23 protein-coding genes are annotated in these 25,923 nt (G+C 70.0%); 11 read left to right on the top strand and 12 right to left on the bottom strand.

Annotated elements, in window-relative coordinates; translation table 11 throughout:
* Nucleotides 1-98 precede the first annotated feature (98 nt).
* From ACIBG8_RS34255 to ACIBG8_RS34230, 6 genes are all read left to right on the top strand, one after another.
* Complete coding sequence (locus ACIBG8_RS34255; RefSeq protein ID WP_397347223.1) at nt 99-2,345, top strand: protein kinase; 2,247 nt, start codon at nt 99-101, stop codon at nt 2,343-2,345.
* 553 nt (nt 2,346-2,898) lie between these two features.
* Nucleotides 2,899-3,522 (top strand): TetR/AcrR family transcriptional regulator, encoded by a 624-nt coding sequence (locus ACIBG8_RS34250; RefSeq protein WP_397347222.1) that lies wholly within the window; start codon nt 2,899-2,901, stop codon nt 3,520-3,522.
* Entirely contained in the window at nt 3,519-5,084 is a 1,566-nt protein-coding gene (locus ACIBG8_RS34245; RefSeq protein ID WP_397347221.1) for an acyl-CoA carboxylase subunit beta, read from the top strand. Before ACIBG8_RS34250 ends, ACIBG8_RS34245 begins: the two co-directional genes overlap by 4 nt.
* The gene (locus tag ACIBG8_RS34240) at nt 5,081-7,324 is read left to right on the top strand and encodes a biotin carboxylase N-terminal domain-containing protein (protein ID WP_397347219.1); all 2,244 of its coding nucleotides are present in this window, start codon (nt 5,081-5,083) and stop codon (nt 7,322-7,324) included. Before ACIBG8_RS34245 ends, ACIBG8_RS34240 begins: the two co-directional genes overlap by 4 nt.
* A complete protein-coding gene (locus ACIBG8_RS34235) occupies nt 7,321-8,097 on the top strand; it encodes an enoyl-CoA hydratase-related protein (RefSeq protein ID WP_397347218.1) in 777 nt (258 codons plus the stop codon). Before ACIBG8_RS34240 ends, ACIBG8_RS34235 begins: the two co-directional genes overlap by 4 nt.
* Nucleotides 8,098-8,351: 254 nt before the next feature.
* Nucleotides 8,352-10,286, top strand: a complete 1,935-nt coding sequence (locus tag ACIBG8_RS34230; protein ID WP_397347824.1) for an acyclic terpene utilization AtuA family protein — start codon at nt 8,352-8,354, stop codon at nt 10,284-10,286.
* On the opposite strand, the gene ACIBG8_RS34225 is transcribed toward ACIBG8_RS34230, so the two are convergent.
* Together ACIBG8_RS34225 and ACIBG8_RS34220 are read right to left on the bottom strand one after the other, a co-directional pair.
* Nucleotides 10,279-11,358: an ROK family protein gene (locus ACIBG8_RS34225; protein WP_397347217.1), complete on the bottom strand. Its 1,080-nt coding sequence runs from the start codon at nt 11,356-11,358 to the stop codon at nt 10,279-10,281. The two genes, ACIBG8_RS34230 and ACIBG8_RS34225, sit on opposite strands and share 8 nt — an antisense overlap.
* Before the next feature lie 37 nt (nt 11,359-11,395).
* Nucleotides 11,396-12,247, bottom strand: a complete 852-nt coding sequence (locus ACIBG8_RS34220; RefSeq protein ID WP_397347216.1) for an ROK family protein — start codon at nt 12,245-12,247, stop codon at nt 11,396-11,398.
* A gap of 10 nt (nt 12,248-12,257) precedes the next feature.
* Here ACIBG8_RS34220 and ACIBG8_RS34215 point away from each other — a divergent pair, with 10 nt between their 5' ends.
* The 5 genes from ACIBG8_RS34215 to ACIBG8_RS34195 all read left to right on the top strand — a co-directional run bounded on the left by ACIBG8_RS34215 (nt 12,258) and on the right by ACIBG8_RS34195 (nt 15,652).
* Nucleotides 12,258-13,061 (top strand): GNAT family N-acetyltransferase, encoded by an 804-nt coding sequence (locus ACIBG8_RS34215; RefSeq protein WP_397347215.1) that lies wholly within the window; start codon nt 12,258-12,260, stop codon nt 13,059-13,061.
* Nucleotides 13,062-13,107: 46 nt separating this feature from the next.
* A complete protein-coding gene (locus ACIBG8_RS34210) occupies nt 13,108-14,112 on the top strand; it encodes a phosphotransferase family protein (protein ID WP_397347214.1) in 1,005 nt (334 codons plus the stop codon).
* Between the two features lie 66 nt (nt 14,113-14,178).
* The gene (locus ACIBG8_RS34205; RefSeq protein ID WP_397347213.1) at nt 14,179-14,385 is read left to right on the top strand and encodes a hypothetical protein; all 207 of its coding nucleotides are present in this window, start codon (nt 14,179-14,181) and stop codon (nt 14,383-14,385) included.
* Between the two features lie 78 nt (nt 14,386-14,463).
* Nucleotides 14,464-15,315, top strand: coding sequence for a helix-turn-helix domain-containing protein (locus tag ACIBG8_RS34200; protein WP_397347212.1), 852 nt, complete (start codon nt 14,464-14,466; stop codon nt 15,313-15,315).
* A 70-nt stretch (nt 15,316-15,385) separates the two neighbouring features.
* Entirely contained in the window at nt 15,386-15,652 is a 267-nt protein-coding gene (locus tag ACIBG8_RS34195; protein ID WP_397347211.1) for a hypothetical protein, read from the top strand.
* On the opposite strand, the gene ACIBG8_RS34190 is transcribed toward ACIBG8_RS34195, so the two are convergent.
* From ACIBG8_RS34190 to ACIBG8_RS34145, 10 genes are all read right to left on the bottom strand, one after another.
* Complete coding sequence (locus ACIBG8_RS34190) at nt 15,625-16,692, bottom strand: SRPBCC family protein (protein ID WP_397347210.1); 1,068 nt, start codon at nt 16,690-16,692, stop codon at nt 15,625-15,627. The two genes, ACIBG8_RS34195 and ACIBG8_RS34190, sit on opposite strands and share 28 nt — an antisense overlap.
* An 11-nt stretch (nt 16,693-16,703) precedes the next feature.
* Complete coding sequence (locus tag ACIBG8_RS34185) at nt 16,704-17,561, bottom strand: P1 family peptidase (RefSeq protein ID WP_397347209.1); 858 nt, start codon at nt 17,559-17,561, stop codon at nt 16,704-16,706.
* A gap of 4 nt (nt 17,562-17,565) precedes the next feature.
* Nucleotides 17,566-18,207, bottom strand: coding sequence for a TetR/AcrR family transcriptional regulator (locus tag ACIBG8_RS34180; RefSeq protein ID WP_397347208.1), 642 nt, complete (start codon nt 18,205-18,207; stop codon nt 17,566-17,568).
* Between the two features lie 260 nt (nt 18,208-18,467).
* Complete coding sequence (locus ACIBG8_RS34175) at nt 18,468-20,336, bottom strand: glycosyltransferase family 39 protein (protein WP_397347207.1); 1,869 nt, start codon at nt 20,334-20,336, stop codon at nt 18,468-18,470.
* Nucleotides 20,333-21,490, bottom strand: coding sequence for a glycosyltransferase (locus ACIBG8_RS34170; protein WP_397347206.1), 1,158 nt, complete (start codon nt 21,488-21,490; stop codon nt 20,333-20,335). Before ACIBG8_RS34170 ends, ACIBG8_RS34175 begins: the two co-directional genes overlap by 4 nt.
* A 42-nt stretch (nt 21,491-21,532) precedes the next feature.
* A complete protein-coding gene (locus ACIBG8_RS34165; RefSeq protein ID WP_397347204.1) occupies nt 21,533-22,075 on the bottom strand; it encodes a hypothetical protein in 543 nt (180 codons plus the stop codon).
* Nucleotides 22,036-22,527 (bottom strand): glycosyltransferase family 39 protein, encoded by a 492-nt coding sequence (locus tag ACIBG8_RS34160; RefSeq protein ID WP_397347203.1) that lies wholly within the window; start codon nt 22,525-22,527, stop codon nt 22,036-22,038. The genes ACIBG8_RS34165 and ACIBG8_RS34160 overlap by 40 nt, the downstream gene beginning before the upstream one ends.
* A gap of 62 nt (nt 22,528-22,589) precedes the next feature.
* Nucleotides 22,590-23,948 (bottom strand): sensor histidine kinase, encoded by a 1,359-nt coding sequence (locus ACIBG8_RS34155; RefSeq protein WP_397347202.1) that lies wholly within the window; start codon nt 23,946-23,948, stop codon nt 22,590-22,592.
* Entirely contained in the window at nt 23,945-24,640 is a 696-nt protein-coding gene (locus ACIBG8_RS34150) for a response regulator transcription factor (RefSeq protein WP_397347201.1), read from the bottom strand. Before ACIBG8_RS34150 ends, ACIBG8_RS34155 begins: the two co-directional genes overlap by 4 nt.
* A 44-nt stretch (nt 24,641-24,684) precedes the next feature.
* Nucleotides 24,685-25,860: a cytochrome P450 gene (locus ACIBG8_RS34145; protein WP_397347200.1), complete on the bottom strand. Its 1,176-nt coding sequence runs from the start codon at nt 25,858-25,860 to the stop codon at nt 24,685-24,687.
* Nucleotides 25,861-25,923 lie beyond the last annotated feature (63 nt).

Here is a 25,923-nt window from a genome sequence, read left to right as displayed (position 1 = left end):
TCGTAGGGACGTGAAAGATCCTCAGGGCGGCAAGACGCACCAATGGTCACACTGGTAGCTTTTTGTCCCACCTATCGGGGTACATATGGGGGTTCGCTGTGAATCAGTTCCAGCCGTTGGCGGCGGAGGACCCGCGACGGTTGGGTGCGTACGACATCGTCGCCCGGCTCGGCGAGGGCGGCCAGGGGGTCGTCTACCTCGGCCGCGGCGCGTCCGGTGAACAGGTCGCCGTCAAGCTGCTGCACAACGCGCTGGTCGCCGACCAGGACGCGCGAACCCGGTTCCTGCGCGAGGTGGCAGTGGCGCAGCGGGTGGCGCGCTTCTCCACCGCGCCGGTGCTGCACGCCGACCTCGACGGCAGCCGGCCGTACATCGTCAGTGAATACGTGCCCGGCCCGTCCCTCCGCCAGCTCGTCGACAACGAGGGGCCCCGTCGCGGGGCTGCCCTCGAACGGCTGGCGATCAGTACGGCTACCGCGCTGGCGGCCATCCACCGGGCCGGGATCCTGCACAGGGACCTGAAGCCCGCCAACGTGCTCATGGGTCCCGAGGGGCCCGTGGTGATCGACTTCGGGATCGCCCGCGCGCTCGACGCGCCTGGGGCGACCGCGACGGGGATGGCGATGGGGACGCCGTCGTACCTCGCGCCCGAGCAGCTCAGCGGGTCCACGGTCACCGAGGCGGCCGACGTCTTCGCGTGGGGCGTCACGATGGTGTTCGCGGCCACGGGGAAGCCGGCGTTCGGGTCTGACTCGATTCCGGTGGTGATGAACCGGATCCTGCACCACGAGCCGGAGATGGAGGGGTTGGAGGGGACGCTGGGTGAGCTGGTGGCCGCCTGCCTGTCCAAGGACCCGGCGGAACGGCCTACGGCGGACGAGATCATCGTCAAGCTGACCGGCCAGCCGGTGCCGAAGGCGGCCATCGAGCCCGTGCAGCCCGCGGCGCCGCCGGTGCCTTCGACACCTTTCACCGCGCAGCCCAACCCGTTGGCAGGGCTGGCCCAGCCCGCCCACTCCCCCAACAAGCCTTTGGCCGGCCTCGCCCAACCCCCGGCCGCCGCTTCCGCCTCGGGTCCCTACCCCGGGGCGCCGGGTGCTCAGCCTGGTGGCGCGGCAGGCGTTTCGGGGCCCCAGCCCGGCACCCCCTCGGGGGGCCCGGCCCAGGCTGGCCCCGCCGCAGGCGCGTCAGGACCCTACCCAGGGGCGCCAGGCGCTCAGCCCGGCGGTGCTGCAGGCGCCTCAGGGCCTCAGCTCGGCTCCCCCCTCGGGGGCCCGGCCCCCGCCGCAGGTGCGTCAGGTCCCTACGGTGCCGCAGGCGGATCGGGCTCTTCGGGGGCCTACCCTGGTGCTTCGGGGGCCGTCTCCGGAAGCTCAGGGTCTGGCGCTTCGGGGCCCTACGCTGGTGCGGCTGGTTCTCCGTACGCGCCGTCGTCGGGTTCCCTCGGGGCGCAGAACGCTGGGCCGTTCGGTGACAATGCCGCACCGACGCCCCCGCCCATCCCCGGGCGCTCCGCGCTCACCAGGGCCGCCACGGCGCGCCCGGCGGGCAAGCCCCGCCGTACCCTCCTCCTCGCCCTGTCCGGCGCGGCGGCCACCGTGCTGGTGGTCGGCGGCGTGGTGGCGGTGACGCAGATGACCGGCGCCCCGGCCAAGCTCGTCTCCGCCCTGGGTCCGTCCGCGAGCACCACCCCCGGCGGCGGCGCGGGCCAGCCCGGCGAGCCCGTGACGGAGGAGCCCACCGAGGAGGCGGTCACCCCGACGGAGGCCCCGTCCCCCACCGCCGAGCCCACCAAGAAGCCCAAGAAGCCGCACAAGACCCTGGTGCCGCTGCCCACGACGTTGCCGACGACGCAGCCCACCATCCGCCCCACCACGCACGAGCCGACCCCGACGGCGACCGCGAAGCCGAAGCCGACGAAGCAGCCCACCGCATCACCGACGCCCACCAAGAAGGACAACATGGTGGATCCGTCGAACCCGGTCATCACCGGCGACCCGTCCGACGCGGGCACCAGGCCGAACACCAACACCCCCGAGGCCGTGTGCGGCGGCGGCTTCAAGGTGATCGACGGCCACGCGCTGGGCGACAAGGCGACGATCTTCCTGCTGTACAACACGGCGGCGGGCAAGAACTGCGTCGTGACGATGTCGAAGCTGATCTATCCGAACAAGGTCCCGATGAACGCGATCCTGCAGGTGCAGGGGGGCGGCAGCGGCACCAACCCGGGCAACTTCGAGGCGTACGCGGGGCCGGTACGGCAGGCCGCGGTCAAGAAGTGCGTGATCTGGGGCGGGAGCTGGAAGAACCTGACCTGGAAGAGCGGCTGGAGCCACTGCACCTGATCCGAGCCGGGAAGGGCGGTCACCGTGGGGGTGGCCGCCCTTTTCCATGCCCACCCCTCTTTCCCACACATCTCGCCGCGCCACCTCCACCACCGCCGTCACCACGCCACCTCCACCACCTCCGTCGCCACGCCACCACCTCCACCACCACCGCCGCGCACCACCACCGCCGCCACCACCGCCGCCACCACCGTCACCACCGTCACCACGCCACTGCCGTCACCACGACCACGCCACCCGCCGTCACCACCGCCGTCACCGCACCGCCGTCACCACCGCCGTCACCACCGCCGTCGCCGCGCCACCGCCTTCGCCGTCGTCGCCTTCTCCGCCTGCGCCGCCGTCGCTGCCTTCGCCGTCGCACCCGCGACTCCCCCGGGTCGCGTCATCCGACGCGTGGGGTCCCACGCGTGGGATGTCACACACGCCGCCCACCTCTTGCACGCACCGAAAGCACCCTGTCTTTGAGGGCACACACCTTCGCAAGCATGCGGATCTCCACCCCGAAAGGGTGCCTTCCGTGGGCGGGTTGAAGCGGGGTATCGTAGTTGACGTGATCGTCAAGTTGACCGCCCGCGGGAAGAAGACCCGGGCGGCCCTGGTCCAGGCGGGCCGCGACGCGTTCGAGGAACACGGCTTCGACGCCGTACGCGTGGATGACGTCTGCGCCAGAGCCGGAGTCTCCCACGGCACGTTCTACACCTACTTCGACTCCAAGGAGTCCCTGTTCAGCGAGGTCGCCGCCGCGGTCGTGGGCGAGATGTTCACCGCGAGCGTCGTCGGCCCCACGGTCCCCGACGACCCCTACGCCCGCATCGAGGCCGCCAACCTCCTCTACCTCCGCGCCTGGGCCACCAACTCCCGGTTGGTCCGGATGCTGGAGCACGCCGCCTCCACCGACGACCGCTTCAGCGGCCTCCTGCTGGAGCTCCGCGAGGTGTTCGTACGGCGAGGCGCCGAGGGTCTCAGACGCCTCCAGGACCAGGGGCTCGCCGACAAAGCACTCGACCCCAGGCTCACCGCCGTCATGCTGGGCGGCATGGTCGAGCACTTCGCCCACGTCTGGCTCGACCTCGGCGAGCAGGCCGACGAGCGCGCAGCCGTAGACCATCTCACCCGTCTCTGGGCCAGGGCCATCGGCCTGACGCGACCGTCAACTGAGGAGGCCGTCCGATGACGGACCAGACGAGCGCCCGCCGCGCGGCGATGCTCGCCAAGCTGGCCGACCTCGAAGCCGAGCACGCCAAGGCGGTGGCCGGAGGTGGGGAGAAATATGTCGAACGGCACCGCAAACGCGGCAAGCTCCTCGCCAGGGAACGTATCGAGCTGCTGATCGACCCGGACTCGCCGTTCCTGGAGCTGTCGCCGCTGGCCGCCTGGGGCAGCGACTTCCCGGTCGGCGCGAGCGTGGTCACCGGGATCGGCGTCATCGAGGGCGTCGAGTGCGTGATCACCGCGAACGACCCGACCGTGCGTGGCGGCGCGTCCAACCCGTGGACGCTGAAGAAGACCCTGAGGGCCGCGGACATCGCGCTACGCAACCGCCTGCCGTACATCAATCTGGTGGAGTCGGGCGGTGCGGACCTTCCCACCCAGAAGGAGATCTTCATCCCGGGTGGGCAGATCTTCCGCGATCTGACCCGGATGAGCGCGGCGGGCATCCCGACCGTCGCACTGGTCTTCGGCAACTCGACGGCCGGGGGCGCCTATGTGCCCGGGATGAGCGACTACGTGGTGATGGTGAAGGAACGGGCGAAGGTGTTCCTGGGCGGGCCGCCGCTGGTGAAGATGGCGACCGGCGAGGAGTCCGACGACGAGTCGCTGGGCGGGGCGGAGATGCACGCCAGGACGAGCGGGCTGGCCGACTACCTGGCGGCGGACGAGCACGACGCGCTCAGGATCGGGCGGCAGATCGTCAGATCCCTCAACTGGCGCAAGCAGGGCGTCACACCCGGCGAGGTCGAGGAGCCGAAATTTCCGGCGGACGACCTGCTGGGGATCGTGCCCGAGGACCTCAAGGTCCCGTTCGACCCGCGCGAGGTGATCGCCAGGGTGGTGGACGGCAGCGCGTTCGAGGAGTTCAAGCCGCTGTACGGTCCCAGCCTGGTCACGGGGTGGGCGACGATCCACGGCTATCCGGTGGGGATCCTGGCCAACGCGCAGGGGGTGCTGTTCAGCGCGGAGTCGCAGAAGGCGACGCAGTTCATCCAGCTCGCCAACCAGTCGCGCACGCCGCTGGTGTTCCTGCAGAACACGACGGGTTACATGGTCGGCAAGGAGTACGAGCAGGGCGGGATCATCAAACACGGCGCGCTGATGATCAACGCGGTGTCCAACTCGACCGTGCCGCATCTGACGATCGTGATGGGCGCTTCGTATGGCGCGGGCAATTACGGCATGTGCGGCAGGGCGTATGATCCACGCTTCCTGTTCGCCTGGCCGAGCGCGAAGTCGGCGGTGATGGGTCCGGCACAGCTGGCCGGGGTGTTGTCGATCGTGGGGCGGGCGTCGGCGGCGGCGCGCGGCCTGCCGTACGACGAGGAGGGGGACGCGGCGATGCGGGCGATGGTGGAGGCGCAGATCGAGGCGGAGTCGCTGCCGTTCTTCCTGTCGGGGCGGCTGTATGACGACGGGGTGATCGATCCGCGCGACACGCGGACGGTGCTGGGGTTGTGCCTGTCGGCGATCAACAGCGCTCCGGCGCCTGAGGCTGCGGGGTTCGGGGTGTTCCGTCCATGATCACTCGTTTGCTGGTCGCCAATCGGGGCGAGATCGCCCGCAGGGTCTTCCGCACGTGCCGGGAACTGGGCATCGAGACGGTGGCCGTCTTCACGTCAGCGGACGCCTCCGCCCCACACGTGACCGAGGCCGACCATGCAGTACGGCTGCGCCCACCCGCCCAACCAGACGCCACCGTACGGCCAACCGCCCCACAACCAGACGCCGCCGTACGGTTGGGCGACGCCGCAAAGCCAGGCGACGCCGTACGGCCAAGTGCGACCCCACAGGCAGGCGACGCTGCCCGGCAACGCGACGCCGACGGACCTGCCGCGACCGCACAGCCGGGCGACGCGGCACCACTGAGCGACGCTAAGGCGTACCTCTCGATCCCAGCCATCCTTGAGGCCTGCCGCCTGTCGGATGCGGACGCGGTGCATCCGGGTTATGGCTTCCTGTCGGAGAACGCGGCCTTCGCGAAGGCGGTCGTCGACGCCGGGCTCACCTGGGTCGGCCCGCCACCGGCGGCGATCGCGGCGATGGGCTCGAAGATCGAAGCCAAGGCCCTGATGACCGAGGCCGGCGTCCCCGTGCTGCCCTCCCTGACAATCAACAGCACAGACGCCGCAGACGGCCCGAACGGCGCGGGCGACGTGAGCGGCACGGGCGACGTGAGCGGCACGGGCGACGTGAGCGGCACGGGCGACGTGAGCGGCGTGGACGCTAGTGGCGACGCACGCAGCGGCAACAACAAGGGCGCCAGTGGCGACGCGGACTCCACAGGCCACCTCCAGCACGCGGGCGACCCCGGCGATGTTGGCGGGGAGTGGGGTTATCCGTTGTTGGTGAAGGCGTCTGCTGGGGGTGGTGGGCGGGGGATGCGGGTTGTGCGGGAGGCGGCGGCGCTCGGCGCGGAGATCGCCTCTGCTCGGCGGGAGGCGGAGGCGGCCTTCGGGGACGGGACGGTGTTCGTCGAGCCGCTCCTTGAGCAGGCGAGGCACATCGAGGTGCAGGTCGTCGCCGATCAGTACGGGACCGTATGGGCGCTCGGCGAGCGGGAGTGTTCGATCCAGCGTCGCCATCAGAAAGTCGTCGAGGAGTGTCCTTCTCCTGCGGTCGGGTCTGAGCTGCGGGAGCGGCTGGAGACGGCCGCTGTGAGGGCGGCGGAGCAGGTTGGGTACGTCGGGGCTGGGACGGTGGAGTTCCTGGTCAAAGGGGACACCGTCGCCTTTCTGGAGATGAACACGCGGCTGCAGGTCGAGCATCCGGTCACCGAGGAGGTGTACGGCGTAGACCTGGTCAGGTTGCAGCTTGAGATCGCGGAGGGTGCTCGGCTTGATCCGGCTCCTCCGCAGCCGCGCGGGCACGCGGTGGAGGTGCGGCTCTATGCGGAGGACCGTCACTACGTGCCGCAGTCAGGTGAGCTGCACCTGTTCGAGGTTCCCGGCGGGGTTCGGGTGGATTCAGGGGTGGAGTCTGGTTCCGTGGTCTCCACGCATTACGACCCGATGCTGGCGAAGGTCATCGCGTACGGCGCGAGCCGTACCGAAGCCATCAGAAAGCTCACCACGGCCCTGCACCGAGCCAGGATCCACGGGCTGACCACCAACCGCGACCTCCTCCTCGATGTCCTGAAAAATCGGGACTTCTTGCGTGGGGACACCGACACCGGCTTCCTCGACACCCACGACTTCCCCCAGGACGAAACGCCGCTCGACCTGCTGGCCCTCGCCGCCGCCCTCGCCGGAGCCGCGGCGAACCGCCGCCGGGCCAAGGTCAACGGCGGCCTGCCGAGCGGATGGCGCAACGTACGCTCCCAGCCCCAGACACTCCGTTTCGAGGAGATCGAGGTCGTCTATCAGCCCCTTCCCGAGGGAATCGACCTGATCAGCGCCACCCCGACCGAGGTCGTCCTGGAAAGTGGGGGGTTGCGGCACAGCTTCGCCGTAGCCCCTTACGACACCATCGTCCACGTCGACTCCCCTCTCGGCTCGGCCCGGCTCACCCCGATCCCCCGGCTCCCAGAACCCGTCGAACACGTCGCGCCTGGCTCCCTCCTCGCCCCCATGCCGGGTAGCGTGCTGCGCGTCGAGGTCAAACCCGGCGACCCGGTGACGAAGGGGCAGGTGGTCCTGGTGCTGGAGGCGATGAAGATGGAGCATCAGATCGCCGCCCCCGCCGACGGGGTGGTGGACGACGTACGCGTCGAACGAGGTCAGCAGGTCGAGGCGGGAGCCGTACTGATGAAGGTGAACCAATGACGCGTCTGGTGCACAAGGAGCTCGAGAACGGCATCGCGACGATCACGCTCGACTCGCCGCCGAACCGCAACGCGCTGTCGGTGCGGCTGCTGGGCGATCTCGAGGATCGGCTCAACTGGGCGCTGGCCGATCCCGAGGTGCGGGTGATCGTGCTGACCGGCACCGGGCCGGTGTTCTGTTCCGGGGCCGATCTCAAGGAGCAGCGGATCGAGCCGTCCACCGGGGCGCACGATGCGCCGGTGACGGCGTCGTTTCCGGAGATCCTGGCGCTGATCTGGGAGAGTCCCAAGCCGGTGGTGTGCCGTCTCAACGGCACCGCGCGGGCCGGCGGGCTGGGGTTGGTGGCGGCCTGCGACTTCGCCATCGCGCCACTGACGGCTTCGTTCGCGTTCACGGAGGTACGGCTGGGCGTCGTTCCTGCGATGATCTCGGTGCCGGTTTTGCGGAGGATGAACCAGCGGGCTGCGGCTGAATACTTCATGACGGGCGAAGTTTTCGACGCTGAAACGGCGGTGGCGACCGGGTTGCTCAGCCGGGCCGTACCGGCTGAGGAGCTGGACGCGACGGTGGATCGGTACACGGAGATGCTGGTCAAGGGCGGGCCTGAGGCGCTGGCGATCACCAAGCGGCTGGTGCGGGACATTCCTTCCGTGTCGTTCGACGAGGGGTTGCGGCAGATGGCGACGCTGTCGGCGCAGCGGTTCACCTCGGAGGAGGGCCAGGAGGGGATCGCGGCTTTCATGGAGAAGAGGCCACCCAAGTGGACGGCGTAAACCCCCACGGGGAAGGGACCTCGCCCGAGAGCCGCAACGCTCCCACGGCGGTGGGACGCGATGCCCGGGGAGCCGGTGATCGGGAGATCGGGGTTCGGGGGGCCGCAGATGACGGGGCCGCCAATCGAGCGGTCACGGGCCGGGCAGTCACGGGCCGGGTGCTCGCGGATCGGGTGGCCACGGACCGGGCGGTCACGGACCAGGCGGTCGCAGAACGGCAGGCTGGGGAGCGGCAGGTCGGGGAGCGGGGCGTTCTGCGGATCGCTAACTGCAGTGGGTTCTACGGTGATCGGCTGTCGGCGGCGCGGGAGATGGTCGAGGGTGGGCCTATCGATGTGCTCACCGGGGACTGGCTGGCTGAGCTCACCATGCTCATCCTCGCCGGCAACCGACTCAAGGGCCGCCCCGGATACGCGCCCACGTTCCACAAGCAGCTCGAACAGGTCCTGGGCACCTGCCTAGACCGCGGCATCAAGATCGTCTCGAACGCCGGTGGGCTCGACCCGGCGGGATGCGCGCAGGCCGTGTCCGAGCTGGCCGTACGCCTGGGTATGGACGTCCGGGTAGCCCACGTGACCGGCGACGATCTGATCGGCCGCGACCTCGACCTCACCAACCTCGACACCGGCGAGAAGCTCGCAGCCACCCCGCTCACCGCCAACGCCTACCTCGGCGGCCGCCCGATCGCCGCCGCCCTCAGCGCGGGCGCTGACGTCGTGGTGACCGGCCGCGTGACCGACGCGGCGCTGGTGACGGGTCCGGGCATCTGGCGGTACGGCTGGCAACCGGACGACCTCGACGCGCTCGCCGGGTCCGTCGTCGCGGGACACGTCATCGAGTGCGGCTGCCAGGCGACGGGCGGCAACTACGCGTTCTTCCAGGAGGTGCCCGACCTGGCGCACTGCGGCTTCCCGATCGCGGAGCTGCACGCCGACGGGTCGTCGGTGATCACCAAGCACCCGGGGACCGGTGGGCTGGTGTCGATCGGCACGGTCACCGCGCAGCTCCTGTACGAGATCGGGTCGCCGCGGTATCTCGGGCCTGACGTGGTGGCGCGCTTCGACACGATCGCGCTGTCGTCGGACGGGCCGGATCGGGTGCGGATCTCGGGGGTTCGCGGGGAGCCGCCGACGGACACCCTGAAGGTGGCCGTGAACTACCTGGGCGGGTATCGCAACACGATGACCCTCGTGCTGACGGGGCTGGACGCCGAGGAGAAGGCGCGGGTGGCGGAGGAGGCGCTCTGGGCTCGGGTGCCGAGGGAGTCGTTCGACGAGGTGCACGTGTCGTTCGACCCGCCGTTGTTGCGGATCACGGTGATGGCGCAGGACCGGCGGGTGGCTGGGCGGGCGTTCTCGTCGGCGGTGGTGGAGACGGGGCTGGCGAGCTTTCCCGGTTTCTACGGCCTCACGCCTCCGGGCGACGCTTCGCCGTACGGGATCTACTGGCCCACCCTGATCCCCGCGTCCGCCGTAACCCCCGAGGTCTTCCTGGACAACCACCCCATCCCACCCAGCCTCCCAAAGGGGGGCTCCACGGCGACGGCCTTCGCGGAAGGTGCGGGCCGTCCCAGAGTGGAGGGCATGGAGAAGGCGGACCATACGGGCGCGAAAGGCCAGGAGGCGGGCGCGACAAACGCGGGCCGTCCAGGCGCAGGCACGTCAGGGGCGGGCGTGCAAGGTGCCGGGGCTTTGGGGAGTGGCGCGCAGGAGGACGTCGTGGTGGGGCAAGCTGCTGGTCCCTCTGGGGCGGGTCTCTCCCAGGCGCCGCAACGGCCGGACGAGGTACGGCGGAGCCCGGCGCCCATGAGCGGCGACCAACCAGAAAAGCCCACCCACCCAGAGGCCAGCGACCAGCCAACCAAGCGAGCCCCCCTGGGAAGGATCGTAGGCGCAAGGTCAGGCGACAAGGGCGGCAACGCGAACCTGGGCGTCTGGGTGAAAACCCCAGAGCAGTACGCCTGGCTGCACGCCTATCTCACCCCAGAAAAGCTCAAAACCCTCCTCCCCCACCTGACCCCCCACCAGATCGACCGCCACGACCTCCCCAACCTCCAAGCCCTCAACTTCGTCATCCACGGCCTCCTCGGCAGAGGCGTCGCGGCAAGCCCCAGACTCGACCCCCAGGCAAAAGCGCTGGGCGAGGAGCTGCGCGCCCAGGAGGAAGACCTCCCCGTCACCCTCATGTGAACAGCTCCGCGTCCAACCGATCCCGAGCCAGACAAGCCGCCCCCAACGCCACGCACTCCACCCCCAGCGAAGAAACCCGCAGCTCCGGCATACGCAACACCATCGGACGCAACGCCGCTCGCAAGGGCTCCAGCAACACGTCCCCCGCCCGCGAGAACCCCCCACCCAGCACGATCAGCTCAGGATCGAGCGTGAGCACCAGCGCGGCAGCCCCCCGCGCCAGCACCCCCGCGTACTCACCCACCAGCGCGAGAGAGGACGCATCCCCGGCCCGAGCGGAGGCGAACACCTCCACAGGCGCGTCCCCGAGGATCGACGAGGCCGTGCTCCACCCGATGAAGCCGAGCAGCCCGACCTCCCCCGTGGCCCCGCTGTACCCGTGCAACAGCTTCCCGTCCACGATCAGCCCAGCCCCCACCCGCCGCCCCACGTGCAGGAACACCAGGTCGGAAGACCCCCGCGCCACCCCCTGACGCGACTCGGCGAGCGCCGCCAGCTTGCTGTCGTTCTGCACGAGCACCGGGCACCCCAGCATCCCGCCCAGGTGCCCGGCGAGGTCGACGTCCGCCCACCCGTCGATGGCCGCGGAGACCACGATCTTCCCGGTCCGCGAGACCACCCCGGTGGTCCCGGCGGTCGCCGCCCAGACGGCCCCGGAGGGAAGCCCCGCGGTGTCCAGGCAGGTGGTGACCGCGCGGGAGACGGCGTCCAGGTGCGCAGCGCTGCCCGGCGAGCCGACCTGCTCGCGCCCGGACGCGATCACCCGGCCGTCGAGGTCGGTGGCGACGGCGAGCACCTTGTGCAGCCCGATGTCGAGGCCGAGCACGTACCCGGCGTCGGCGCGGAACCGGTAGCGGCGCGCCGGCCGTCCCATGCCGCCCTGGACGGGTTCGAGCTCGCGCACCCAGCCCTGCGCGATCAGCTCCTCGACGACGTCGATGGTCGACGGCCGGGACAGCCCGGTGCGCCTGGCCAGCTCGGTGATCGCCAGCGGCCCGCCCTCGCGCAGCGCCCGCAGCACGGACAGGGAGTTGATCCTGCGCAACTGCTGCAGCCCGCCGCCGACCGCCACGTATGGTCCCCCTTAACGGTATTTATGCTGGAATACATCATAAGTCCAGCCGCCAGGCGAGCAGGGCCGCACCGAGCATGCCCGCCTCGACCCCCAGCGCCGACACCTCGACCGGCGGCGGCTCGCGGAAGGCGAGGCGGGCTGCCAGCCGTTCGCGCAAGGGAACGACCAGCGCGTCGGCCGCCTGGGCCAGCCCGCCGCCGATGACGATCATCGAGGGGTCGGCGACCAGCACGTAGGTGGCCAGGGCGACGGCCAGCGCCTCGACCGCCTCACCCCAGACCTGTACGGCGAACGGATCGGTCCTGCGCGCCACTTCGGCCGCCGAGGTCTCGCCCGCGCGGCGGGCGATGGCCGAGGCGGAGGCGTACGCGCCGAGGCAGCCGAGCTGGCCGCACGAGCAGGGCAGCCCGTCGGGCCACACCGGGATGTGGCCGATCTGGCCCGCCCAGCCCTTGGCCCCGCCGTACAGAGTGCCGTTGAGCACCACCGCGCCCGCGATGCCGGTGCCGATGGGCAGGAAGAGCACGTTCTCGCCCGACCATCCGTAGGCCAGCTCTGCCTCGCCCGCCGAGCGCACGTCGTGCCCGAGCGCGACCGGCAGGCCGACGGCGGTGAAGGCGGCGGCGGGCACGTCGCGCCACCCGAACGCGGCCGAGTAGACGGCCGTGTCCCCGGAGACCAGCCCTGGTACGGCGAGGCCGACGGCGACCGGCCGCGCCAGCGTGCCCAGGTGGTCGACGAAGCCGGAGATCGCGGCGATGACCCGGTCCGGCCCCTCCGACCTGGGCGTGGGCCACCGCTCATGGTGCAGGATGGTGCCGTCCCGGGCGACAAGTCCGCCTTTCATGAACGTTCCGCCGACATCTACCGCGATCACCGAGTCCATGATGAGAAGTATGACGAAAGTACGCAGACTCACCCTTGACGATCTCCCCGCCTGCACCGCCCTGGCCAAGGACCGCGACTGGCAGCCCGAGGACCGCAAGTGGCGGTTGCTGTTCGACCTGGGCGAGGTCTACGGGATCGACGCCGAGGACGGCGACGGGCTGGCGGCGACGAACGTGGTGACGTTCTACGGCCCCGAACGGGCGGTGATCTCCATGGTGCTGACCGCCTCCAGGTACGGCAGGCGCGGCCTGGGCAGGCAGCTCATGGACCACGTCCTGAGCCGGGCGCAGGGCGCCGTCGTCTCGCTGTCGGCGACCGAGTACGGCAGGCCGCTGTACGAGAAGCACGGTTTCAAGACGGTCGGCACGATGGTCACCCACAAGGGCTTCTTCACCGGCCGGCCGTCCGGCACGACTCGCGTCGCCGACGACCTGGGCGCGGTGATCGCCTATGACACGCCGCGTTTCGGCGCGGACCGGTCGAAGGTGCTGCTGTCCGGCTATCACCAGCAGATCCGGGTGGCCTCCGACGGCGACCGGATCACCGGCTTCGGCGGGATGTGGCGCGCACACGACCACCTCACCATCGGCCCGGTCGTCGCCGACGACGAGGACACCGCGCGGGCGCTGATCGCCGACCTGGCGGCGGGGGCGGAGGAGCCGGTCAGGCTCGACCTCGACCAGGCGCGCCCCGGGCTCGTGGCATGGGCGGAGGCGAACGGCGTGCCGTACTACTTCACCACTTCCACCATGGTCCACGGCGGCGAGCTCTCCGGCGAGCCGTACCTGCCGACCATGCAGGCGCTGGGGTGACCGTGGTAGATTCGCACACCAGAACATCATTCGGTAGAGGGTGCCCATGACCTCCACGCACATCGACGTCAACCTCGTCGACTTCGGCGTGCTCGGCGCGTGGATGGACGAGCAGGGCCTGCCGGGCGGCGAGATCACCGGCGCGTCCCCGGTGCTGGGCGGCACGCAGAACGTGATGATCCGCTTCGAGCGCGGCGGCGTGCCGTACATCCTGAGAAGGCCGCCACGGCACCAGCGCGCCAAGAGCAACGAGGTGCTGCGGCGCGAGGCGCGCGTGCTGGGGGTGCTGCGCGACACCCCGGTCGCCGCGCCCAGGCTCATCGCCGCGCAGACCGCGAGCGAGCCGGTGTTCTACCTGATGGAGCCGGTCGACGGCTTCAACCCGACCACCGGGCTGCCGCCGCTGCACGCGGGCGACCCGGCCATACGCTTCCGCATGGGGTTGGAGGCGGCCGGAGCGCTGGCCGAGCTGGGCCGGGTGCCCGCCGCCACGCTGCCCGGTTTCGGCAGGCCGGAGGGGTTCCTGGAACGGCAGGTGCCGCGCTGGATGGCCGAACTCGACTCGTACGGCAAGCTCGACGGATACCCGGGACCCGACATCCCTGGCCTGGCGGAGACCGCCGAGTGGCTGGAGCGCAACCGGCCCGCGTCGTTCACGCCGGGGATCATGCACGGCGACTACCACCTGGCCAACCTCATGTTCGCCAACGACGGGCCGCGCGTCGCCGCGATCGTCGACTGGGAGATGTGCACGATCGGCGATCCGCTGCTCGACCTGGGCTGGCTGCTGGCCACCTGGAACGCCGACCACATCCAGGGGCTGCCGTCGGCGCGGGAGATCACCGCCTACTACGCGGAGCTGTCGGAGCGCGACCTGTCCTCGATCGACTGGTACACGGTGCTGGCCTGCTTCAAGCTCGGGATCGTGCTGGAGGGCACGCACGCGCGTTCCTTCGCGGGCAAGGCGCCGAAGGACATCGGCGATCTGCTGCACGCGACGACGCTCGCCCTGTTCGACCGTGCCCGATCTATACGAAATATGACTGTTTAGGAGACGATGATCGTCTTTCGCCGTACAATTGCTCGCAATTGCGACTTCGTACGGGGAAGGACTGTCATGCGGATGCGGTTTCTCGGCTCCACCTCGGAGGCGGGCGCCTGCCCCACCCTCTACGAGACCGACCGCGGCACCATCGTCGTCCAGGGGATGCAGGTGACCGACCCCGAGGCGCTCGCCGACCTGCGCGACGTTCTGGACGGCGAGGGGGCCGTGGAGGTTCCCAGGGAACTGCTGGTGGACATCGCCAGAAGGGTCCTTTCCTGAGCAATTTCTGCAAGCCGGGTCACGATTGCGAATCAGGGCCTGGCATGATCACCATCTGTAGGTCTACCGTCTAGCGGCGTGACGTCCTTCCAGCAGGCCCGGGTCGACATGGGCGCGCAGTTGCGACAGCTCCGCGAGGCTGCGGGGCTGTCCGGCAAGGACCTGGCCGAACGGCTGGGCTGGCAGGCGTCGAAGGTCTCGCGGCTGGAGAACGCCAGGCAGAGCGCGACCGACGACGACGTCGCCGCGTGGGCGCAAGCCGTACAGGCCGGGCCCGAGACGCTGGAGGCGCTGCTGCAGCAGGCTGCGGCCATCGACGCGCGCCGCTCCGACTGGCGGCACTGGGCGGGCAGCGGCCTGGCCGCCTCGCAGCAGGACGTGCGCGAGCAGGAGGCCAGGACCAAGCTCTTCCGTGTGTTCGAGCCGGGTGTGGTGGTCGGGCTGCTGCAGACGGCGGAGTACGCGCGGCACATCTTCCTGTCGCTCAAGCGCCTCTACAGCGCGCCAGGCGACGTCGACCAGGGCGTGCAGGCGCGCATGCAGCGGCAGGAGATCCTCTACGACCGCTCGCGCACCTTCCGCTTCATCATGCCGGAGACGGCGCTGCTGACGAAGCTGGCTCCGTCGCCGGTGATGCAGGGGCAGCTCGACCGGCTGCTGGCGGTCAGCACGCTGCCCAACATGGAGCTCGGCATCGTGCCGCTGGAGGCGCAGCACCCGTCGGTGCCGCTCACCGGGTTCTGGATCTTCGACGACGACCAGGTGCTCGTGCCCACGCGGACCAAGGAGAACCGGTCGCGGGAACGCGCTGACGTGGAGTTTTACGCCGGAGTCTTCGACGATTACCACAAAGTGGCGCTCTATCGCGAAGAAGCACGATCCATCATCATGCGCGTCAATCGCCAGTATGCGAAACAATCGGAGAATTAACCCCAGACAATTGCTTGCTAACCTCCGCAAGATCGTGCAATTCTAACGCGAGATGTTGCGGAGGTGGCAGATGATGCTGGACACCACGCTCTTCCTGGAGCGATTCGCCCATGCCGCGGCTCGTCACGCGGACCTGGCGGTGCAGAACCTCGCGCTGACCTGCGACCCGGAGTACGTCTCCGTGCGCAACCGGTTCTCGCAGAGCCTGGCGGAGACGGTGATCTGCTCCTCCGACGGAGCGTTCGTCACCTCATGGGGTTACCGGCTGGGCAGCACCGACGATGTCGAAGGAGCCGCCGCGCGGCTCGCCTACCTCCTGGCGGCCATGCCCGCCTGATAAGCGGTCGCCACCGCCGCGATCCACCGGTGCACGCAGTCCTCACGCCCGGCCAGCGGGCCAGGCACGTATCCACGCGACGACACCCCGCGCTGAACGCTCTCACACGCCGCCCAGTCCTGCCGGTTGGTCAGATCCCAGAAGTCCACGGCATAGGCGGGATCCACCTCCTCGTCCCTGAACAGCCACTCGCAGGTGATGCGGGTGGTGCTGGGCGTCAGCGGCTCCACCAGATGGGTCAGCACGTAGTCGGGGTGCATGCTGAGCAGCAGGTTCGGATAGAGCTGCACGTAGATGACCTTGCCGGGGTTGCGGTCCGTGCTGGTCGGGGAGCGGCCGTCCAGCGACATGGTGTCGCCGTTGAGCGTCATGCTCCCGCCCGCCCAGCGCGCCTGGCCCGGGTCGTAGTTGTCGCCGCTGTCCGGAGGCGAGGCGCGGCACAGCTCGGGGTGGATCTCGGGGCAGTGGTAGCACTCGTGGTAGTTCTCGGCGACGAGCTTCCAGTTGGCCCGCAGCACGTACTCGTGGGTCGCCCTTACCGCCATCCCGCTCATCTCGTACGGCGCGGCCAGCTCGTCCAGGCCGGCGAGGTAGTCACGCAAGGGCGGCGCGTCGCCCGAGGCGTTGACGAAGACGAACCCGTGCCACTCCTCGACCGGGACCTCGATCAGGTCGGTGCCCGTGCCCGGCCTGGTCTGGCGGCCCTGGGTGTCGTAGGTCCAGCCGTGGTAGGGGCAGGCGATGGTACGGCCGCGCGCGGTCTGGCCGCAGGGGAGGAGCTCGTGGGCGCGGTGGCGGCAGACGTTGTAGAAGGCGCGCAGGGTGCTCCGGTCGTCGCGGACGAGCAGGATGGAGTCGTCGCCGACCTGCTGGGCGCGCCTGGACCCTCTGGGCAGGGTGCTGGACCGGCCTGCGCAGACCCAGCCGCCGGCGAACAGGGCTCGGCGCTCGAAGGCGAGGACGTCGGGGTCGAGGTAGGCCTGGGCGGGAAGCATGCGGCCGGGGGGCTCGATGCAGGCACGCAGCTCGTCGAGATCCATACCCCGATTTTTCACCATGCGTGGGCTATGCGGCCATGACGTCCGTGCGTGGTGACGGCGGCTCTGAGGCTGTTGAGCACGGCCTCCTCCACGGCGTCGAGGGTGGCGGCGAAGAGCGGGTTCAGCCGGTCGTCAGGCGGTGGCGGGCCCTGGGTGGTGGAGAAGGCGATCGCGTAGTCGCCGCTGCCGTTCGAGTAGTTCGCCCCGACCCTGGCCAGCGCGAACACCGCGCGCCTGGCCACCCGGGTGAGCTGCCGGGCATCGAGGGGAGCGTCGGTGGCGATCACCAACATGCACGACCCGTCGTCGGGCGGCTGTTCACCGACGCTCTTCCGCCCTCGGAGGGTGCCGCCGAAGTTGGCCTGGACGAGGGCGCCGAGCGTGCCCAGCTCCACCGTGCGCGAAGCCGTACCGATGCCTGCCTTGAAGCCCATCGCGACCGTTCCCGTGCCCGCCCCGACGCACCCCTCGGCCACGGGACCGGCGGTGGCGGTGTCGAGCGCCTCCAGCACGTGGGCCTCGGTGATCGGGCGGGCGGCGATGTCGGACAGCCAGCCGTCGTTGCACTCCCCCACCACCGGGTTGACCGACAGCAGCCCGGGGTCGCGCCGCAACATCCACGTCACCAGCGCGTCCGCCGCGCGGAACGCCGACAGCGTGGCCGTCAGGACGATCGGCGTCTCCAGGACCCCGAGCTCGGCGAGCTGGGTGGAGCCGATCAGCTTGCCGTACCCGTTGCCCGCGAACACCCCGGCTGCCGCGGGAAGCCTGTCGGGGACGATCGCCGTGACACCCGTGTGCACGTCCGGCGGACGCACCACGCTGACCTGTCCCACGCGCACTCCGGGGACGTCCGTGATCCCACCCATCCGCTCAGCCCGCGCCGGTGAACACGCCAGGGTCGATGTCGACCTCGCGGGCTGCCGCCATCCTGGCGTGTTCCAGGAGCCTGGCCCTGGAGAGCACGTTGGGGTGCAGGGTGTAGCGGATGATCAGCCCGTCGAGCATCGCGTCGATGCGCTCGGCCGCGCCCGCCGGGTCCTCGCAGGAGAACTCGCCCGCGTCGACGCCCGAGGAGATCACCTGCTGGAGGGCGTCGAGCCAGGTGGTCTCGACGCTCAGGACGATCTGGCGTACGGCGGGCTCGCGCAACGCGGTGTTCCAGGCGTCGAGCCAGAGGAGCCAGCTCTGGTCGTCCCTGGACTCGGGGATGTAGAACTGCAGCACCTGGTCGAGCCGCTCCACCGCGCTGCCGTCGCCGGTCACCAACGCCTGGAGGGCGGCGGACTCGATGTCGAGCGTCGCCCTGAGCATGGCGGTGATCAGCTCGTCCTTGGTGGCGAAGTGGTAGTGGATCAGGCCGCCGCTGACGTTGACCGCTTTGGCGATGTCGGCCACGCGGGTGTTGGCCAGGCCGCGTTCCAGCACGACCCGGCGGGTGGCTTCGAGTAATTCGGCCCTGCGCTGGTCAGCCTGTTCAGCTCGGCTGTTCCTCGAGCCCTCCGCACTTCGCACGGCCAAAGACTATCCCGGCGAAGGCGGCGGGAGCGCTCCCCCACCCCCTTCTACGCGCACGGCGAAGCCACCCCGCGCCGCAGGTGCCAGGGCCACCATGCCCCGGCACCACACGGATCCCACAGCGCCCCGCATGACTCTCAGGGCAACGCTCCCAGAGGAGGCCCGCCCATAGGGGCGCCACCCCTTTGGCGGTGGCGCCCCTTTGGTGGTGGTGCGGCCCCACCGGGGTGGTGCGGCCCCAGGGGGTGTGGGTGAGGTCAGGAGGTGCAGTCGTACAGGCCGTCCTGACCGTCGACGGCCTGGCAGTTGGCTTGGACCCAGGTGGTGACCTCGTTGTTCCCGCCTCCTGGGCCGCCCCTGTCCTCGCCTGCCATCACGTAGCGGAGTTGCCCCGAGGACACCAGGTCCTTGAGGCGGGTCACGGTCATCGCCGGGTCGCTGCCGGTGAAGCCGCCCATGGCGATCACGGGCTTGCCGGTTTGCAGGATGATCGACGACGCGGACTGGGCGCTGGAGACGGCCACCAGCCAGGCGGCGCTCCCCTGGTTGGCCTCCAGGTACTTGATCAGGGAGGCGCTCACCTGGCCACCGCGCATCCGGCCACCCGTGGTTTGGGGCTGTTCTCCCGTGGGCTGCTGCCCCGCGGGAGGTTGCTGGCCTGCGGGGGGTTGCTGGCCAGCACCGCGCATGCCGCCGGGGAACTGGCCGCGGCCCATACCACCGAACCCCATCCTGCCCGTGGAAGGTCCCGCTGTCGGGTTGGTGCCGTTGACCTGGGACTGCAAGGGCGTGACCGCATACGCGGCAGGACCGGCCAGCCCGGCGAACAGCGCCGCGATCAGCGCCACGGCCCCTACCTTGACCTTGGCGTACCTGCTCAGAAGCAGACCCAGCGCCGCCACCGCAGTCGTGCCCAGGACAGCCCACGCCAGCCATGGAACGAAGTCAGGTGTACGGCGGAGCACCACGAAAGACCACGCGCCGGTCGCGGCGATCGCCACGGGAAGGACCCAGCTCCATGACCGCGACGAGCGCCACATGAGCACCGCACCCATGCCGGTGATCGCGGCGACAGCCGGGGCCATGGCGGTGGTGTAGTACGGGTGGAAGGTGCCGCTGGAGAAGCTGAACACCGCGAAGTGCACCAGCAACCAGCCACCCCACAACAACCACGCCACTCCTCCCTGGCTCCGCCGTACGGCTGCATACACCAGGGCGATGGCGCAGAACGGGAGGAGCCAGGAGATCTGCCCCGCCATCGTCTCGTTGAAGAGGCGGTCAGCACCGGAGGCCCCACCGAACGAGGCACCACCACCCCCGCCCCCCTGCCCGAAGATGCGGCCGAGCCCGTTGTAGCCGATCACCAGGTCCCACACCGTGTTGTCCGAAGACCCACCAATGTAAGGACGCGACGAAGCAGGCCAAAGGTCGACGATCACCATCCACCAGGCGCTCGACACCACCAGCACCCCGCCCGCAGCCACCACATGCCAGAGCCGCCGAACCACCGGCACCCGCGCACAAACCAGATAAGCCACCACGAACGCCGGAACCACCAGATAGGCCTGCAACATCTTGGTGTTGAACCCCAGCCCCACGAACAACGCGCAGACGAGCAGCCACCGCAGCCGCCCCCGCCGGATCGCCTCCAGGCAGCACCACGCCGCCACCACGAGGAGCAACACCAGGACGGTGTCCGGGTTGTTGTCCCGGTTGATCGCCACCGTGATCGGCGTGAGCGTCATCACCACGGCCGCGACCAGCGCGGCGGCGTGCCCGGCGCTCCGCCGTACAGCCGAGTAGAGCACCCCGACAGCGGCGACCCCGGCCAGGGCCTGGGGCAGGAGCATGCTCCACGTCCCGTACCCGAAGATCCGCGCGGACAGCCCCATCACCCACAGCGCGAACGGCGGCTTGTCGACGGTGATGAACGACCCGGAGTCGAGCGCGCCGAAGAAGAACGCCTTCCAGCTCTTGGTGCCGGACAGGATCGCGGCGGAGTAGTACTCGTTGGCGTTGCCCGCCAGCGCCCACGCGTAGAGGACAAAGGCCGCGAGCAGTACGGACCACAGCGCGGGACGCGCCCACCGCGGATCACCGGCGGGCCCCAGGAACAGCCGTCTCATCGGGCGTCCTTCCGCCGGGGGTTGAACACCCACGCGCGGAGCAGCAGGAACCGCACCAACGTGGCCAGCGCGTTCGCCACGACCACCGCGAGCAGTTCCACGCCGTGCGTGGCGCCCGAGGGGACCAAGGCCAGCCCGCCGGTCGTCAGCGCGAGCCCGACGAGGAACGCGATGAGCCCCTCGAACTGCTGACGCAGCGCCCCGGAGGTCCCGGTGACGCCGAAGGTGAACCGCCGGTTCGCCGCCGTGTTGGCCACGGCCGTCACCAGCAGCGCCAGCGCGTTGGCGGCCAGCGCGGGCATCAGGAGCCGGAGCAGCGAGTAGAGCAGCAGGTAGGCGACCGTGCTGATCACGCCCACGACGGCGAAGCGCGGCAACTGCCTGGCCATGCCGACCGGCAACTGCGCGCGCACGGGCACCTGCGTGTCCCCCGACAGCGTCTTGCGCGCCACCCGCAGCATGCCGCGCAGGTCGTCGCGCGCGGTCTGAACGATGTCGACCCTGCTGTCCGGGTCGTCCACCCAGTCGACGGGCACCTCGTGGATGCGCAGCCCGTGCCGCTCGGCCAGGAGGAGCAGTTCGGTGTCGAAGAACCACTCCTCGTCCTCGACGGCGGGCAGCAGGGCCTGGACGACCTCCGTACGGGCCGCTTTGAAGCCGCACTGGGCGTCGGAGAAGCGGGCGCCCATGATCGAGCGGAGCAGCAGGTTGTAGGAGCGGGAGACGAACTCCCGTTTGGGCCCGCGCACCACGTTGGCCGCCCTGGCCAGGCGGGTGCCGATGGCCAGGTCGCTGTGACCCGACATCAGCGGGGCCACGAGCGGCAGGAACGCGTCGAGGTCGGTGGAGAGGTCGACGTCCATGTAGCTGACGACGTCCGCGTCGCTGGCCGCCCAGACCTGGCGCAGCGCCCTGCCGCGCCCCTTCTCCGCCAGGTGTACGGCACGCACATGGGTGAGGTCGCCGGCCAGTTCCGTGGCGATCTGCCAGGTGTCGTCGGTGCTGGCGTTGTCGGCGATCGTGATGCGGAAGCCGTACGGGAAGGTGGTCGTCAGGTAGGCGTGCAGGCGTCTCACGCTGCCGGCGAGGGCGCGCTGCTCGTTGTAGACCGGGACGACCACCTCGACCAGGCGCGTCTTGATTGCTGTGTGCATGTGTTAACGCTCACGGGCGGGTCTGGGACGTTGCTAAGGCGCCTATGAAGGGTCCGTGAGAATGCAGTGGTAGAGGCCGGTCGCGGCGGTTTCGGTGCAGGTCTGCTGGATCCAGGCGAGCCTGGGGTCGTCGTCGGCGCCCTGGCCGCTGAAGCCGCCGAGCTGGATGTATTGCAGGTCTTTGTCCTTGATGAGGGTCTTGAGCTGGTCGAGGGTGATGGCCTGGTCGGTGGCGTTGAACCCACCGAGGGCTCCCCGCTGGCCATCCCCCACCCTGACAGGCGCTCTGCCAGAAGGAGCCGCACCATCAGAGGACGGTGTGGCGCTGTTGGAGGTGGTTGGCCTTCTGGCAGGCGGCTGGCCGCCACCGAAGCCCGTGCTGGGCCCTGCGGTCGGGTTGACCGCGCCCATCGGGCCCGGGCCGTTGAGGGGAACGCTCGCCGCCCACGTGGCGGGGGCGGCGATCACCGTCACCCCGGCCAGCACCGCCCCTGCGAGGGCGACGCGGAGGGCGTATCGGGTGCGGGTCCACAGCCGTCCGGTGATCAACGCCAGCACGGCGAGCGCCCCGGAGACGGCGAGCACCGCTGCACCCGCCGCCAGAACCCTCCGGATCCGAAGAACAGGTAGGCCGGGAACAACGCCGGAACCACCAGCCAGGCCGCCATCATCTTCGTCGTGAACCCAGCCCCCACCAGCACCCCAGCGCCGACCAACCGCCGCAGCGCCCGCGGAGAGGACAGCGCCCGAGTCACGCAATAGGCAGCACAGACCAGCAGCACCGCCACGGTCGCCACCCCGAACACCACCTGCGGCAGGATCAACGCCCACCTGTGGAACCCGAACACCTTCACGGAAACCACCTGCGCCCACAACGACGCGGGCGACTTGTCCACCGTGGAGACATCCAGCGGATCGAAGGCCCCGAAGAAGAAGTTGCTCCAGCTCTGCGACATCGACCGCACGGCAGCCGCGTAGTAGGCGTTGCCGTACCCGCTGGTGTCGAGCGCCCAGCCGTACAGCAGCGCAGCGGTCACGCAGGCGAGGACCATGACGATGGTGGTGCGTCTCCCGGCCTGGGACGCCCGTGAGCCCCGCGTCAACGCGAGCTGAGAACGGCGGAGCCGGGCAGCGTGAGCGTGACCACGACGCCGCCACCAGGGGCGTTCTCCAGCCGTACGGCCCCGCCCGCCACCTCGACCGCCTGCGCCACGATCGCCAGCCCCAGCCCCGATCCTGGGAGCGGGCGGGCGGACGGCGAGCGCCAGAACCGTTCGAACACGTGCGGCAGCTCGTCCTCCGGGATGCCCGGCCCGTGGTCGCGCACGGTCAGCGTGCCGTTCGCCAGGGTCACCTCGATCGCGCCGGGGCTGAACTTGGCTGCGTTGTCGAGCAGGTTGACGACGGCGCGTTCGAGCGAGGCGGGGTTGCCGACGGTGAACCACGGGTCGAGCGAGGCTTCCACCTCGGCGCCGCGGAGGCGGGCGCGTTCGATGGCGGACTGGACGACGTCGTGGAAGGCGAGCTCGATGTGCGGTTCGTGGTCGGTCTCGCCCCGGGAGAGCTGGAGGAGGTCGCCGACGAGGGTGGAGAGCTCGGCGAACTGCGCTTTGACGTTGACGAGCAGCCGTTCCTTGGCGCCTGGTTCGAGGGCCCGGCCCTGTTGCTCGCTGCGGAGGAGGAGGTCGATGTTGGTGCGGAGGGTGGTGAGGGGGGTTCTGAGCTCGTGCCCGGCATCGGCGACGAGCTGGCGCTGGCGGTCGCGGGAACCGGCGAGGGCGGTGGTCATGGAGTTGAAGGAGGTGCTGAGGCGGGCGATCTCGTCGTCGCCCTCCACGGGGATGGTGGTGTCGAGGTCCTCGGTCTGCGCGATGTGCTCGACGGCCCCGGTGAGCCGCTCGACAGGCCGCAGGACAGTACGGGAGATCGCCCGGCCTGCCCACGCCGCCCCGAACACGCCGACACCGGCCACACCCACGAGGAGGAGGGCGAGCTTGCGCAGGGCTCCCTGCATGCCGTCGATCCGGGCGCCGTTCATGATGGCCATGCCGGGGCCGACGTTGGCCGTGTAGACACGCAGGGCGGTTCCGTCGGGAGCCGTCCCGTTGTGGAGGCTGCTCCCGCCCTTGGCGGCGATCGCCAGGTCGTTGGCGGTGATGGTGATCGCGGTGGCGTTGTAGCAGGTCGGCTGCCCGTCGGCGTAGATGATCTGGCTCATCTCTGGAGCGGGGCCATGCCAGTTGATCGGAGCGGGCCTCCGCTTGCAGTTGCTCAGGAAATCCTCGAGCTCATAGGGGTCCTGGGACCTTCCCGGCGGTGGCATGACCCGCCGGTTGACCTCGTCATTGAGCGCCTTGTTCACGATGAAGAAGGACGCGCCGAGGCAGATGGCGATCGCCAGGGCCACGGCCACCGTGACCAGCAGGGTGAGCCGCGACCTGAGGCTGCGTCGTTTCACTGGGGTGTCCTGAGCGTGTACCCCACGCCCCGCACCGTGTGGATCAGCCGCGGCTCTCCCCCCGCCTCCGTCTTACGCCGCAGGTACATCACGTAGACATCCAGCGAATTGGACGTCGGCTCGAAGTCGAACCCCCACACCTCCCCCAGGATCTGCTCCCGGGTCAGCACCTGACGTGGATGCGCCAGCAACAACTCCAGCAGCAAATACTCCGTACGCGTCAGATCCAGCGCCCGCCCCCCACGCGTGACCTCCCGCGTGGCCGGGTCCATCCGCAGGTCACCGTAGGAAAGCGCACTGTCCCCACCCGCCGCGTTCAACGACCCACGCCGCAGCAGCGCCCGCACCCGCGCCAGCAACTCGTCCAGCTCGAACGGCTTCACCAGGTAGTCGTCCGCCCCGGCGTCGAGCCCCGACACCCGGTCCCCCACCGCGTCCCGCGCGGTCAGCATGAGGACGGGCACCTGGTTGCCCGACGCCCGCAGGCGACGGCAGGCGGTGAGCCCGTCGAGCCGGGGCATCATGACGTCCAGCAGCACGGCGTCGTACGACGAGCGGGCGACCTCGTCCAGCGCCGCCTGCCCGTCGTTGGCGGTGACGACGGTGTAGCCCTCGAACTCGAGGCTGCTCTGCAGCGCCTCGCGCAACGCGGGCTCGTCGTCCACCACCAGCAACCGTGCACCCTCACTCATGCCGACTACGCTAGAGGGCCTTCATGAGAAGCCGATGAACGACATCACCAAGAAACAGGCAGCGCCTCGACCCCGAAGACGGCTGCGCCGTACTTGAAGGTCAGTTCCTCGTCGGGCACGGTCACGGTCAGGCCGGGGATGCGCTCGAAGAGCGTGCGCAGCGCGATCTCCAGCTCGGCCCGCGCCAGGTTCTGCCCGAGGCACTGGTGCACGCCGTACCCGAAGGCGACGTGGTGCCGGTCGCCGCGGGTCACGTCGAGCACGTCGGGGTTCTCGAACGCCCGCGGGTCCCTGTTGGCGGACGCGCCGAGCACGTAGATGCCCTCCCCCGCGCGCACCTGGACGCCGCCGATCTCCTGGTCGGTGGTGGCGACGCGGTCGAAGGCCACCCAGTCGACGATCGAGTGGTAGCGGAGCAGCTCCTCGACGGCCTGCGGCCAGAGCGAGGGGTCGGCGCGCAGCAGCGCGAGCTGGTCGGGGTTGCGCACGAGCGACAGCACGCTGAGCGGGATCATGTTCGCGGTCGTCTCGTGCCCCGCGATCAGCAGCAGCACGGCGGCGCCGACGATCTCGTCGTGGGCCAGGACCTCGGACTTGATGACCCGCCCGATGAGGTTGTCGCCCGGCTGCTTCTCCGCCTCGGTGACCAGCCCGTCGAGGTAGGAGCGGATCTCCGGCAGCACGGTGAAGTCGCCCATCACCAGCTTGCGCGTCCTGGAGTGGAAGAAGTCCCTGTCCTCGTACGGCACGCCGAGCAGCTGGCAGATCACCAGCGACGGCACGGGCAGCCCGAACGCCTGGACCAGGTCGTCGCCGGGCTTCATCTCGGACAGGAAGGTGTCGACGGCCTCCTGGATGCCGGGACGCATGTCGCGCACCCTGCGCAGGCTGAACTCGGGAATGAGCAGCTTCCGAAACCTGGTGTGCTCGGGCGGATCGAGGTCGATGAACTGCCCGATCGCGAACTCCATGAACATGGCCAGCTGCTCGGGCGTGGGCGGCTCCTCCTCCATCATGACGTTGGGGTGTCCCGGCGTCATGGGGTTGGTGCTGATGCCCGGGTCCCTGAGCACCTGCTGCGCCTCCGCGTGCCTGGTGACCAGCCAGACCTTTCCGCCGGGAAGCTGGGCTCGCACCAGCGGCGCCTCGTCCCTGAAGGTGGCGTACTCGTCCGGCGGTGCGAACGGGCAGCTGCGCTGGACGGGGAAGGAATGGGTCATAGTCTTGCTCCCTACAAGCCGGATCGCATTGCTTACTTACACGAAAGTAAGCAATGCCGCTCC

Origin of the sequence: Nonomuraea sp. NPDC050556, assembly GCF_044457355.1 — a bacterium.
GTDB lineage: Bacteria > Actinomycetota > Actinomycetes > Streptosporangiales > Streptosporangiaceae > Nonomuraea.
This window is presented reverse-complemented; position numbering and strand designations above follow the sequence as displayed.

Excerpts from the sequence above, each read along its gene's own strand:
- ACIBG8_RS34245 (WP_397347221.1), top strand. The coding sequence starts at position 3,519 with ATGACGGACCAGACGAGCGCCCGCCGCGCGGCGATGCTCGCCAAGCTG.
- ACIBG8_RS34240 (WP_397347219.1), top strand. The coding sequence starts at position 5,081 with ATGATCACTCGTTTGCTGGTCGCCAATCGGGGCGAGATCGCCCGCAGG.
- ACIBG8_RS34235 (WP_397347218.1), top strand. The coding sequence starts at position 7,321 with ATGACGCGTCTGGTGCACAAGGAGCTCGAGAACGGCATCGCGACGATC.
- ACIBG8_RS34220 (WP_397347216.1), bottom strand. The coding sequence starts at position 12,247 with ATGGACTCGGTGATCGCGGTAGATGTCGGCGGAACGTTCATGAAAGGC.
- ACIBG8_RS34215 (WP_397347215.1), top strand. The coding sequence starts at position 12,258 with ATGACGAAAGTACGCAGACTCACCCTTGACGATCTCCCCGCCTGCACC.
- ACIBG8_RS34210 (WP_397347214.1), top strand. The coding sequence starts at position 13,108 with ATGACCTCCACGCACATCGACGTCAACCTCGTCGACTTCGGCGTGCTC.
- ACIBG8_RS34205 (WP_397347213.1), top strand. The coding sequence starts at position 14,179 with ATGCGGATGCGGTTTCTCGGCTCCACCTCGGAGGCGGGCGCCTGCCCC.
- ACIBG8_RS34195 (WP_397347211.1), top strand. The coding sequence starts at position 15,386 with ATGATGCTGGACACCACGCTCTTCCTGGAGCGATTCGCCCATGCCGCG.
- ACIBG8_RS34190 (WP_397347210.1), bottom strand. The coding sequence starts at position 16,692 with ATGGATCTCGACGAGCTGCGTGCCTGCATCGAGCCCCCCGGCCGCATG.
- ACIBG8_RS34185 (WP_397347209.1), bottom strand. The coding sequence starts at position 17,561 with ATGGGTGGGATCACGGACGTCCCCGGAGTGCGCGTGGGACAGGTCAGC.
- ACIBG8_RS34175 (WP_397347207.1), bottom strand. The coding sequence starts at position 20,336 with ATGAGACGGCTGTTCCTGGGGCCCGCCGGTGATCCGCGGTGGGCGCGT.
- ACIBG8_RS34170 (WP_397347206.1), bottom strand. The coding sequence starts at position 21,490 with ATGCACACAGCAATCAAGACGCGCCTGGTCGAGGTGGTCGTCCCGGTC.
- ACIBG8_RS34150 (WP_397347201.1), bottom strand. The coding sequence starts at position 24,640 with ATGAGTGAGGGTGCACGGTTGCTGGTGGTGGACGACGAGCCCGCGTTG.
- ACIBG8_RS34145 (WP_397347200.1), bottom strand. The coding sequence starts at position 25,860 with ATGACCCATTCCTTCCCCGTCCAGCGCAGCTGCCCGTTCGCACCGCCG.